The sequence below is a fragment of the Georgenia sp. genome, assembly GCF_054605595.1.
Genome location: NZ_JBTSDU010000103.1, coordinates 1 through 11484, shown reverse-complemented (window position 1 = coordinate 11484; position 11484 = coordinate 1). Strand labels below are relative to the sequence as shown.

The following is an 11484-nucleotide window of genomic DNA, read 5'->3' as shown; positions in this document are numbered from 1 at the left end:
TGCCATTGTGCACGCTGCGCCGGGCGCCGGCGTCAGAGCGTCAGCTCGGCGCGGGTGGGCGGGTTCGCCCCGGCCCGCGAGACGGTGATGGCGGCGACGCGCGCCGCGACGTCGAGCACGCGCTGGTGGGTGCCCGCGTCGACGGCGCGCAACGCCTCACGGCGGTCCGCCCCGAGCAGCCCGGCGCCCCAGAGCCCGTCGATCAGCCCAGCGGTGAAGGAGTCGCCGGCGCCGACCGTGTCGGCGACCTCGACGCGCACGGGCTCGACCGTGAGCTCGGTGCCACCCTGCGTCACCGCCCAGGCGCCCTCCCCGCCGCGCGTGACGACGACGATCGCCGGCCCGGACGCCACCCACCGGCGCGCGACGTCCTGTGGCGCTTGCCCGGGGTAGAGCCAGGCGAGGTCCTCGTCGGAGGCCTTGACGACGTCGGCCTGGGCGACCAGCCGCTCGACCGGCGGCCGGGCCTCGTCGGCGGTGCCCATCAGGTCCGGCCGGACGTTGGGGTCGTAGGTGATGGTGGCCGCACCGCGGTAGGCGGCGACGGTCGCCGCGACGGTGGTGGCGCCCGGTTCGAGCACCGCGGCGATCGAACCGGTGTGGAGCACGAGCGGGGTGACCACCGGCTCCGGCCGCGGCGGCGCCCACTCGAGGTCGAACACGTAGGTGGCGCTACCGGAGGCGTCCAGGCGGGCCCGGGCTGTGGAGGTACGGCTCGCGCGGGCCGAGGCCGCCGAGAGGCGGACGTTCTCCAGCTCCAGGTGCGAGCGCAGCAGGCTGCCGTTGGCGTCGGAGCCGAACCAGCTCACGAGCTCGACCTCCCGACCCAGGCGGGCGAGGCCCACGGCGACGTTCGCGGGCGAGCCGCCCGGGTGGGCGACGGGCTCCTCGCCGGGCCGCTCGACGATGTCGATGAGCGCCTCGCCGACGACGAGCGCAGCCCCCTCGTCGCGGACGTCGGTGAGCCGACCGGAGCCGTAGGCGAGCGTCGTGGACGGACGGGGTCCGGCGTCGAGCTCGGGGTCGTCGGTGGCGCGCAGGGGGTCGTGGAGCTTCGGTGCCTTTGGGGACGGCTCGATCGGCTCGCTCATGCGGTCTCTTCCTCGCTCGGCGGTGCGGGCTCGTCGGACGCGGTGGTCCGGGCCGGTCCGGCGGTTCCGCGGGCGGCGTCTTCGTGGGGCCCGCGGGCGGCGTCGAGGCGCTCGCGGGCGCCGTCGAGCCACGCCTGGCAGCGCCGGGCCAGCAGCTCGCCGCGTTCCCACAGGGTCAGGGCGTCCTCCAGCGACGTCGACCCGGCCTCGAGCCGGTGCACGACGTCGACCAGCTCGTCCCGGGCCTGCTCGTAGGACAACGCCACGACGTCGGCGTTCGGATCGGTCGCCTGTTTCTGGGTCACGGCGTCAGTCTCCCAGAGCCTTCCGACACGTGCGCGAACGGCTCGGACGAGACCGACCGGACCTCGACGCCGAGCCGGCCGGCCGACAGCAGCGCCTCGAGCGCCTGGCCCTGGCTCACGGTGTCGGCCGCGCGGACCACCGTGCCGTCGGGGGTGCGGAGGACGGCGTAGCCGCGCGCGAGCGTGGCTGCGGGGGAGAGGGCCCGTAGCTGCGCGTGCGCGGACCGCAGCTCGCTCGCGGCCCGATCGGCCCGCCAGGTGAACGCGCGCCGCGCCTGCTCCCGCAGGCGGGCGACCTCCTGCGCGCGGACCTCGACCAGTGCGTGGGGGTCGACCATGACGGGCCGGGTCCGGAGCTGGGCGAGGCCGCGCCGCTCGGCGTCGAGGCGTCCCGCGAGCACCAGGTGGAGGCGGCGCCGGGCCTGGGCCAGACCACGTCGCTGCTCGGCCACGTCGGGCACGATCCGCTTGGCGGCATCGGTGGGTGTGGAGGCGCGGTAGTCCGCCACCAGGTCGAGCAGGGGGGTGTCGGTCTCGTGGCCGATCGCCGAGACGAGCGGCGTGCGGCACGCGGCGGCGGCACGCACGAGCGCCTCGTTGGAGAACGGCAGCAGGTCCTCGACGGCGCCGCCGCCGCGGGCGACCACGATGACCTCCACGGCCGGGTCGGCATCGAGCTCGGCGATCGCGGCGGTGACCTCCGGCACGGCGCGGGCACCCTGCACCGCCACCTCACGGATCTCGAAGCGCAGCGCGGGCCAGCGGGCGCGAGCGTTGACGACGACGTCGTGCTCCGCCTTGGACTCGCGCCCACAGACCAGGCCGACGCATCGTGGCAGGAACGGCAGGGGGACCCGGCGGTCGGCGTCGAACAGCCCCTCCGCCGCGAGGACCCGCTTGAGGTGCTCGATCCGGGCGAGCAGCTCCCCGACGCCGACGAGGCGTACCTCATCCGCCTGCAGTTGCAGCGACCCCCGCTTCGGCCAGAATGTGGGCCGGGCGTGCACGACGACGTGTGCGCCCTCCTCCAGTGGCGCCGACACGGCGCCGAGGACGCGGGCCTGCATCGACACCGGCATCGACATGTCCGCGTCGGTGTCCCGAAGCGTCAGGAACGCGAGCGAGGCGCCGGGGCGGCGGTTGAGCTGGACGACCTGACCCTCGACCCACAACGGGGACATCCTCGCGATGTAGTCGGTGATCCTCGAGGCGAGCAGGCGCAGCGGCCACGGGTTCTCGGCGGTGGTGTCCCGGGCGACGGCCGCCAGCCGGCGGGGGGTGGGCTCGCTGCTCATGCGTCCAACCCTCTCACCGGGCACGGATGCTCCGCGCCCGAGTGCTGCGGGCATGGATGCTCCGCACCCGGGTGCTGACCGGTCGGCCACGACACGCCCAGGCCCACCCACGTACCCTGGACGGGTGACCACCGCATCCGCCGCTCCCTCCTCCTCGCTGGCCGGTGCCTCGGCGTTCCCGGCACCCGTGGAGTCCGTGCCGTCCCCGGACGGTAAGCGCATCCTCCTCGCCACACCGCGCGGCTACTGCGCCGGCGTGGACCGGGCCGTGGACGCGGTGGAGAAGGCCCTCGACCTGTACGGCACACCGGTGTATGTGCGCAAGGAGATCGTGCACAACAAGTTCGTCGTCGAGACGCTCACCGAGCGTGGCGCGATCTTCGTCGCCGAGACCGACGAGGTGCCCGAGGGGGCGCGGGTGGTCTTCTCCGCCCACGGCGTCTCGCCCGCGGTCCACGCACAGGCCGCCGCCCGGAACCTGGCGACCATCGACGCCACCTGCCCGCTCGTGACGAAGGTGCACAAGGAGGCCGTGCGATTCGCCACCTCCGACTACGACATCCTCCTCATCGGCCACGACGGCCACGAGGAGGTCGAGGGCACGCAGGGCGAAGCGCCCGAGCACATCCAGGTGGTCAACGGCCCGCACGAGGTCGACCAGGTCCAGGTGCGCGACCCGGAGAAGGTCATCTGGCTGTCCCAGACCACGCTCTCGGTCGACGAGACGATGGAGACCGTGAACCTGCTGCGCAAGCGGTTCCCACACCTGCAGGACCCACCCAGCGACGACATCTGCTACGCCACCCAGAACCGCCAGGTGGCCGTGAAGAAGCTCGCCCCGGACGCCGACGTGGTCATCGTGGTCGGCTCGGCGAACTCTTCGAACTCCGTGCGCCTCGTCGAGGTCGCTCTCGAGGCCGGAGCCGGCGCCGCCTACCGCGTCGACAAGGCGGACGAGATCGACCCGGTCTGGCTCGACGGCGCCACCACCGTGGGGCTCACCTCCGGTGCGTCAGTGCCCGAGATCCTTGTGCGCAACGTCGTCGAGCGACTCAAGTCGCTGGGCTACACGGGCGTCGAGGAAGTGCGCACCGCCACCGAGGACATCATGTTCTCGCTGCCGAAGAACCTCCGTGCGGACCTCAAGGCCGCCGGAGAGGAGCCCGACCGCCCGCACCGCGCCAAGCGCTCGCGGACCACCGTCGACTCCTGACCGGGCGGGAGATTCCTGGCCGGCGGCGGCTCCTGACCCGGACGGGCTGCTCCTGGCTTGGCCGGCGACTCCTGACCGGGCCGCGCTCAGACGAGGCGCTCCTTCCATTCCGCAACGGCTGCCGCCTCGAGACCCACCCTGGGCTCGTCGAGGTCCGGCACCAGCTCCGGCGCGGTGAACGTGCGCACCTGAGCGTCGTCCGTACTGATCGGAGCGACGTCGAGATCACGGGTGGCCAGGGACTCGAAGTCCCGGGCGGTCACGAGGAGCCGCTGCTCCACCGACGCGACGGCCTTGTTGTAATGCTGGACGCTCGAGCGCAGCGAACGGCCCAACGCCCCCAGATGATCCGAGACGACGCCCAACCGCTCGTAGAGGGTGCGACCGAGCGCCAGCAACTCCTTCGCCTCCTGCGTCACCTGGTCCGCCGACCAGATGGTGGCCGTGGTACGCAGCAGTGCCAACAAGGATGCGGGGGCCGTCGGTGCCACGCCCTGCCGCAGGGCGTACTCCAGGAGCGTCGGGTCTGCCTCCAGCGCCCGCGCCAGCAGGCCCTCCGACGGCACGAACATGATCACCAGCTCCGGTGAGCCGGGCAGCTGCTCGTGGTAGCGCCGCGCCGCCAGGGCGTCGACATGGGCGCGCAGCGCCTTGGCGTGCGCGGCCAGCAGGCGCTCGCGACGCTCGCCCTCCCCGGCGCCGCCCCCCTCGGGGATCGCGGCGGCCTCGAGGTAGGCGTCCATGGGCACCTTGGCGTCGATCGCGAGGTACTTCTCGCCCGGCAGGTGCACGACGACGTCGGGCCGCCCCCTTGGTGCCGTTCGCTGCACGCCCGAGCCGACGGCCCCGAGCGAGCGCTGCTCGACGAAGTCCACGTGGCGCAGCATCCCCGAGGCCTCCAGCACACGCCGCAGCTCGACCTCGCCCCACTGGCCCCGGGCCGAGGTGGACCGAAGCGCGGTGGAGAGCTGCGCCGTCGTCCGCTGCAGTTCGGTGTCCGCTCGGCGGGCGTGGTGAAGCTGCTCGGTGAGGACCGTGAACTGCTCGGTGCGCTCGCGCTCGAGCAGGGCGACGTGCTCGCCCACCTGGTGCAACGCGGACTGCACGGGTGCCAGCGCCCGCAGGACGTCCTGGTCCTGCCGGGCGCGCTCCTGCAGGGCAGCAACCTCCTCGGTGAGCCGTTCCGCCCGGGCTTGCGCGGCGGCGGCCCGGGCGCGTTCGTCGGCCAGCGCCGCCGCCTCTCCCGCCCGCCGGGACGCAGCCCGGACGGTCGCCAGCGCGAACCCGACCACCACCCCGAGCAGGGCCACGATCAGGACCACCGCAACCGTCGTCGTCTCCATGACCGCACCCTCCCACCGGCCACTGACATCGCCGTCGGGACGCGCGGTGGGCGGTCGCACGTAGACTCACCCCACGTGGCACTCACCATCGGGATCGCCGGACTCCCCAACGTCGGCAAGTCGACCCTGTTCAACGCGCTGACCCGCGCGACCGTGCTCGCCGCGAACTACCCGTTCGCCACCATCGAGCCCAACGTCGGCGTCGTCCCGCTGCCGGACCCGCGGCTCGCTCAGCTCGCCGAGGTCTTCGGCTCCGAGCGCCTGGTGCCCGCCACCGTCTCCTTCGTGGACATCGCCGGCATCGTCAAGGGTGCGTCCGAGGGGGAGGGGCTGGGGAACCAGTTCCTCGCCAACATCCGCGAGGCCGACGCGATCTGCCAGGTCACCCGCGTGTTCCAGGACCCTGACGTCGTCCACGTTGAGGGCCGGGTGGACCCGAAGGACGACATCGAGACCATCGCCACCGAGCTCATTCTCGCGGACATGCAGACACTCGAGAAGGCCATCCCGCGGCTCGAGAAGGAGGTCCGCGGCAAGAAGGTGGACCCCGAGCTCCTTGAGACCGCCCAGGGCGCCATGACGCTCCTCGAGGCCGGCACGCTGCTCTCGGCCGGCGCCGAACAGGCCGGCCTGGACCCGGAGCATCTTGCGTCCTTCCAGCTGATGACCTCCAAGCCGTTCATCTACGTCTTCAACACCGACGACGCCGGCCTCGCCGACGAGGCCATGCAGGCCGAGCTGCGCGCACTCGTGGCCCCGGCCGACGCGATCTTCCTCGACGCCAAGTTCGAGTCCGAGCTGGTCGAGCTCGAGCCCGACGAGGCAGCGGAGATGCTCGCCGAGTCCGGGCAGACCGAGGCCGGTCTGGACCAGCTCGCCCGGGTCGGCTTCCACACGCTCGGGCTCCAGACCTACCTCACCGCCGGGCCGAAGGAGGCCCGTGCGTGGACGATCCACCAGGGCTGGACCGCTCCCCAGGCCGCCGGCGTCATCCACACCGACTTCGAGCGCGGGTTCATCAAGGCCGAGATCATCTCCTTCGAGGACCTGATCGGGCTCGGCTCGGTCGCCGAGGCCCGCGCGCACGGGAAGGTGCGGATGGAGGGCAAGGACTACGTCATGCAGGACGGTGACGTCGTGGAGTTCCGCTTCAACGTGTGAATCGGCGCGTTTGTGCAGGTCAGAGCGGGTGTAAGGGCTCTCAGTCCGCACACAGTCCGCAAGAGATTTTGTCTGATGGCCCGAGCGGGCTGCTCGGAGGCAAGATCGGTGGAGCCGGTGCCTGCAGTTGGTACGTCTACGCGTGGACCTCGGCGGCCATGTGATGCATCCCCTCGACGTGCTGATCGCGGCATGAGCGGACGCTTCGGCCGTCCTCCCGGCGAGGCTGAGTACCATCGCGGAGCGCGCACGGGCAGTTACCGGAGGTGACCGAGCACGTCGCCTCCCGGGAACTGCCAGGGCCGTGGCTGGCAGCGGGGCGGTCTCGCTCTCGCCTTCGGGACACGGTCCCCTAATCGGCATCGAGGGCAGACCGGAAGACATTGCAGCCTGGCGACCAGCGGATGGATCTGGGCGGCAGCGGACTGCCGCAGTTACGTTTGTAGTCATCACCGACCGGGCTGACGTCTTCCAGCCCCACGACTGCACCGGTCCCGGACTCTTCGACGACGCCGCAGACGATGCACCCACCGCCGGTGTTGGCCATCGCAGCGACGCCCTCGGCTCACTCCTCACGCCAGTCGGCTTTGCCGTGTCGTACAGCCGGGTCTGCTTCCAGTCCAGCGACTCGCTCCGCCGCGTGCGCAACGACGCACGGCTCGAGTAGTTCGTAGGGCAGACCGGACGGCGCGCGACCCCGCGCGCGGTGCATGGCTGCGTATGCGGGCGACCTCCCAGAGCGACGGCGCCACCCAGCGTGCGTCCGGCGGCCTCACTCCTGTTCTGATCTCCAACGTGTGGAGCCGGACGGCGCAGCCGAAGACGTCATCTTCGGCCTTCGCAGGCAAGGAATCAACTGAAGCGCGACGAACCCACTTCGCCTCGGAGGCCCCCGTAGGGTTGCGGCATGGAACGACCAGAGGCCCACACTGACCCTACGAAGCTAAGCCTCGATCCACCGATGGACCGGGGCGTGGCCGGTGATTTCCGGTGGGGTGGCCTTGGTGGTTCTCGGGCGTGAGGAAGTCGCCGGTCTGCCCGGCTTTTCCACTGGTTCCTCGGTCGTGGGGTGGTGTGGCGGCGGTCAGGTCGCCCGGGCTCGCGACGGGAGGACGGCCTTGTAGAGGGCGGACCAGGCCTGCTCCCAGGGCCAGTTCGTGGGTAGGTGCAGGCGCAGTCGGCGGGCGGAGGTCGCGATCCGGGCCGGGACGTTGATGAGCTTGCGGCGGATCGTCGCGGTCGTCGCCCTGATCAGGGCTGGTGCCGTGGTGAGGGTGGCGGCGGCGCGGGTGAGGTTGAAGGCCATGACGGCACAGACCAGCCAGGCCGCGTTGGCGGTGAACACCCCCGAGGGCAGGTGGGCCAGGGCGGAGGCCTTGAGGTCGGCGTGGACGTTCTCGATGATCGCGTGGGCCCGGTGGGTCCGGTCTGCGGCGACCGTGTCGAAGTCGTCGGCTGCGGTGGTGGTGAAGAAGGCGTGGAAGCGCCAGGTATCGAACAGCGTCTCCTGCCCCTGGCCCTTCTTCGGGTTCAGATCCGGGATGCGTCGGACGACGAGGCGGCCGGGGATCTGCTCGGACTTCTTCTTCGAGGAGAACGCGGTGAAGGGGATCTCGGCGACCTGGGCCTTGGAGACCCAGGTGGCGGTGGTCTCGTCGTAGATCGCGTCGGTGTACTTGATCGTGGTCCACGCATCGGCGCCGATGCTCGCGATGGCGCGTTTGACGGCCGGGTCCATCCGGGCGGTGATCGAGACATCGGCGCCGGCGCCCAGCACGGCGGTGACGAGGGTGTGGGAGTAGAACGCCGAGTCGGCCCGCACCAACACCTGACGGCCGGCCAGCTGGCTGCGGCGGACCAGGGCCAGGGTGTCGGCGGCGAGGCGGGCCGCCCCGCGCGGGGACCCGGCCGAGCCCTTGCGCAGCCGCTGGGCGGCGATCACCGGTGCGACCTGATCGGTGGAGACGGTGGCGAGGAGGGCGTTGAGCCCTCGGACCCCGGAGTAGCCGAAGGAGGCGCCCTGCTTCTGGTACCCGTGGACCTCGACGATGGTGTCGTCAATATCGACCATCACCGTGCCGGTCGCGTCATCGGGGCCGAGCAGGTCGGTCTTCTCGGCGAGGCCGAGGAGGAACCTGGAGGCGACCGCGTCGACCTGGCGGACGTGGCCGAAGGTGAACGAGCGCAGGAACGAGCCCAGCGTCGAGGGGGCGTAGGCGCCGGCGAAGACCTTGCCCATCCCGCCGTGGCGCAGCAGCGCCATGTCATCGATGCTGTCCGCACCGGCGGCCATGCCCGCCACCAACGAGGACAGCTTCAGCCCGGCGTTGGCGCCCTTGTCCGTCGGCACGCTCAACCGTTCATCGGCCAGCTCACGCAGACCCACCCGCCGGGCCAGGGCCATCAGCGGGACCAGACCCGCGGCCGACACGAGGTTGGGCTCATCGAACGTCGCGGACACCACCGGGCGGGTGTGAGAAAGTTGCATCTACGAGATGCCCTTCTTGAACTGGCGATACGGACCTTAGACAAGTCGTATCTTCCCAGTTCAGAAGGGCATTCTCGCGTTCCCACGCCTATCCGCGGCTCTCAGCCATCGGCGGATCGAGGCTAAGCGGCGAGGCGCCCCCGCGGGGCGAGGCGCGCCGAGTCCGTCTGCAGAGCGTTACGGCACAGGGTGTGAACGGAGTCTTCTCCTACAAATTGAACTACGAAAGCGATGACCCGACGTCGTCAGGACTCGCGGTTATCTACGGAGAAAACGGAACAGGTAAAAGTACTTTCCTGCATGCGCTTTATCACCTGTTAAGTCCTGGGAAGCGACACGCTTTAGCGCTCGCTCAACTAGAACTCGCTGAAATTAGTGCGCAGTTCAGTTCTGGTGCCGCGATCTCCTATTCGAGTGAGATCGCATCGGACTCCCCTACGCTTACAATCTCGAGGCCAGGCGCGGACGACCTCAGTCTGCCGATTAATGAATACGTATCGGACCGCCCCCTCCGTGAATCGGTCAAGGCGCGCGAGTTTTACGACGCCCTGGAAGCGATCACCATTCCGGTTATCCTTGTCTCCGACGACCGTTCGGTAGCGACTGGCGGCGTCGATACAGGGCGCCCCCGATTCCCGGGCGAGTACCTCTCGATCAGTGAGCTGCGAGACCTCTCCGCCAGTGGTGAACTAATGTCGCGGATGCGGTCGCAAGAGATTGAAGGGGCTGTCAACCGCGCCGAAGATACTCTCCGGCGTTCAGCGATGCGAGGCATGTCGCGCGGAGGCACTAATACCCAGTCGCTCTACGTCGATTTGGTGAAGCAGTTGGAAGCCGACCGGTCGCTGCTCAACGCCGCGGATGCTAGGCATGCCCTTGAATTGAAACTCGAAGAGGTGTCTGCGATCGGTAAAGACTACATTGGATATGGCCTTGTGGCTCTTGATCAGGTACAAGCAATCTCGCAGGAAATCAGCGGATTACGCTACAATGCGGCAAGTCTTCCCCTCATTCATCGAGTCGTTGGCCCGTACGTCGACAGCTTGCTTGTTCATATGGATGCGCTGAGAGAAGCTCGCGATTTCATCGACGCCTATGTCTCAGCAGTAAACTCTTTCATCAGTCGCAAGACATTTCGCTACGATCTCGAAGGCGGCGCATCGATTACATTGGATCATAGTGGCAAGGTAGTACAGCTAGCGGCATTGTCTAGCGGTGAGAAGCACCTCCTGCTATTGCTGAGCTATGCAGTGGTGGCGCGGGAAGAGCAAGGCCTCATAATTATCGACGAGCCAGAGCTTTCCCTCGGGCTCGACTGGCGCAGGAAGCTCATCCCTGCCCTCTTGAGATGTGCCGACCCGTCTAGAGCGCAATTCTTACTCGCATCCCATGCGGTCGAGATCGTGGCAGAGTACGAGAAACAGGTCGTGAACCCGACCGAGGCCAGGGTTTGATTGACGAATGGGTACTAGGATTCCGCGTAGGAATGTGAAGGAATTCTCCTTCGTTCTCCGCGACAGCGGGCAGAAGCAGTTGCTTATCGTAGAAGGGTTCGGTGACCGTTCGTTCTACCGATGGGTGTTGAACTGGCACCAAGCGGCAGATTTCGCTGTCCACTCCGTGGAGGAAATCGAAGTTCCGCCAAGCTGGGTGGATGCGACGAGCGACTTCGAGAACAACAGGGCCCTGGTTGCGGCTGTTTGCAGAGCGGCCGTCCTCGACGAGGTGCTAGGTGAGCAAGACATCAGGGGTGTAGTTGACCGAGACTGCGGCATTCCGTCGGCGTGGCTTTCGATCAGTTCCCTTCTTGTCACGGACTACCCAGCAATCGAGAGTTACTGTTTCACTCCAGACCTTTTGGACAAGTGGCTGCTTCTGACGCTTCGAGGGTCCGAGGGTCTGACAGGGCAAGAGTTGCATGATCAACTGGCTCCAGTTTTGGCAGGTCTGTTCGCAATACGCGCCAATCGCGGGACGCTTGGGGCAAAGGTAGAAAGCTTGCTCGAGTACAAGTCGGACCGGTGGCGGCTAAAGCTCGAAGCTGGTCCAGCCGGCGTAGCCACGAAGCAGATTTACGACAATGCCAGCGTAGCCGAAGATCCTCGTCAAACGTGTTATGGGCACGACCTGGCGGCTGTCTTGATGATCCGTCTGACTGGTAAGATAAAGAATCACGCCGGGCTGAAGACGGTGGAGGGCCTTGAGCGCTCTCTTTTGAGTAGTTTAGAGCGGACTGCGATGGCGGAGCAGCCGCTGATCAACATACTGAGGGCATGGCTTACCGGTAAGTCAGCAGCATAGAGGGTACCCGATGTGATAATCGCGTTGTATGGCGCTGCCCAATGGGGTGTGGCGTTCCGCAACCTGTTGTGAGCCATTCACCCTGTGGGTTGTTGGTTGGTTCGGTGGTCTCCATCAGTTGTCGGGTGAGTGGCTGGACGGATGCGTCTTAGACTTTAGCCCCAGACCTCCGGAAGTAGGTGACCGGCCAGCCCTGTGATCAGGGCTTTTTCTTTGCCGTGTAGTATCGGAAAACAGATAAGATCTGATAGGGTTGGGGGTATGCGTCAGGACGTGCTGGAGGAGAT

The 11484-nt window shown here is 68.3% G+C and carries 9 protein-coding genes; 4 read left to right on the top strand and 5 right to left on the bottom strand.

Annotation, left to right across the window (positions count from 1 at the left end; translation table 11 throughout):
* Window positions 1-32: 32 nt before the first annotated feature.
* Genes ACYC1Z_RS11520 through xseA form a run of 3 tightly spaced genes read right to left on the bottom strand, consistent with a single transcriptional unit; the run spans window position 33 to window position 2691 of the window.
* Window positions 33-1091 carry a carbohydrate kinase family protein gene (locus ACYC1Z_RS11520; RefSeq protein WP_461409670.1) on the bottom strand — a complete coding sequence of 353 codons (1059 nt, stop codon included), beginning with the start codon at window positions 1089-1091 and terminating at the stop codon, window positions 33-35.
* Entirely contained in the window at window positions 1088-1396 is a 309-nt protein-coding gene (locus ACYC1Z_RS11515) for an exodeoxyribonuclease VII small subunit (protein WP_461409669.1), read from the bottom strand. Before ACYC1Z_RS11515 ends, ACYC1Z_RS11520 begins: the two co-directional genes overlap by 4 nt.
* Entirely contained in the window at window positions 1393-2691 is a 1299-nt protein-coding gene (gene xseA, locus ACYC1Z_RS11510; RefSeq protein WP_461409668.1) for an exodeoxyribonuclease VII large subunit, read from the bottom strand. Before xseA ends, ACYC1Z_RS11515 begins: the two co-directional genes overlap by 4 nt.
* Window positions 2692-2848: 157 nt before the next feature.
* On the opposite strand from xseA, the gene ACYC1Z_RS11505 reads away from it, so the two are divergent.
* On the top strand, window positions 2849-3904 hold the full coding sequence (locus ACYC1Z_RS11505) for a 4-hydroxy-3-methylbut-2-enyl diphosphate reductase (protein ID WP_461409671.1): 1056 nt from the start codon (window positions 2849-2851) through the stop codon (window positions 3902-3904).
* Between the two features lie 86 nt (window positions 3905-3990).
* On the opposite strand, the gene ACYC1Z_RS11500 is transcribed toward ACYC1Z_RS11505, so the two are convergent.
* Window positions 3991-5247 carry a DNA recombination protein RmuC gene (locus tag ACYC1Z_RS11500; protein ID WP_461409667.1) on the bottom strand — a complete coding sequence of 419 codons (1257 nt, stop codon included), beginning with the start codon at window positions 5245-5247 and terminating at the stop codon, window positions 3991-3993.
* A gap of 75 nt (window positions 5248-5322) precedes the next feature.
* Between ACYC1Z_RS11500 and ychF the strand changes: the two genes are divergently transcribed.
* On the top strand, window positions 5323-6408 hold the full coding sequence (gene ychF / locus ACYC1Z_RS11495) for a redox-regulated ATPase YchF (protein ID WP_461409666.1): 1086 nt from the start codon (window positions 5323-5325) through the stop codon (window positions 6406-6408).
* Between the two features lie 1084 nt (window positions 6409-7492).
* On the opposite strand, the gene ACYC1Z_RS11490 is transcribed toward ychF, so the two are convergent.
* Window positions 7493-8896, bottom strand: a complete 1404-nt coding sequence (locus ACYC1Z_RS11490; protein ID WP_461409665.1) for an IS1380 family transposase — start codon at window positions 8894-8896, stop codon at window positions 7493-7495.
* 191 nt (window positions 8897-9087) lie between these two features.
* On the opposite strand from ACYC1Z_RS11490, the gene ACYC1Z_RS11485 reads away from it, so the two are divergent.
* A complete protein-coding gene (locus ACYC1Z_RS11485; protein ID WP_461409664.1) occupies window positions 9088-10350 on the top strand; it encodes an AAA family ATPase in 1263 nt (420 codons plus the stop codon).
* A 34-nt stretch (window positions 10351-10384) separates the two neighbouring features.
* Entirely contained in the window at window positions 10385-11197 is an 813-nt protein-coding gene (locus ACYC1Z_RS11480; protein WP_461409663.1) for a hypothetical protein, read from the top strand.
* The last annotated feature ends 287 nt before the right edge of the window (window positions 11198-11484 follow it).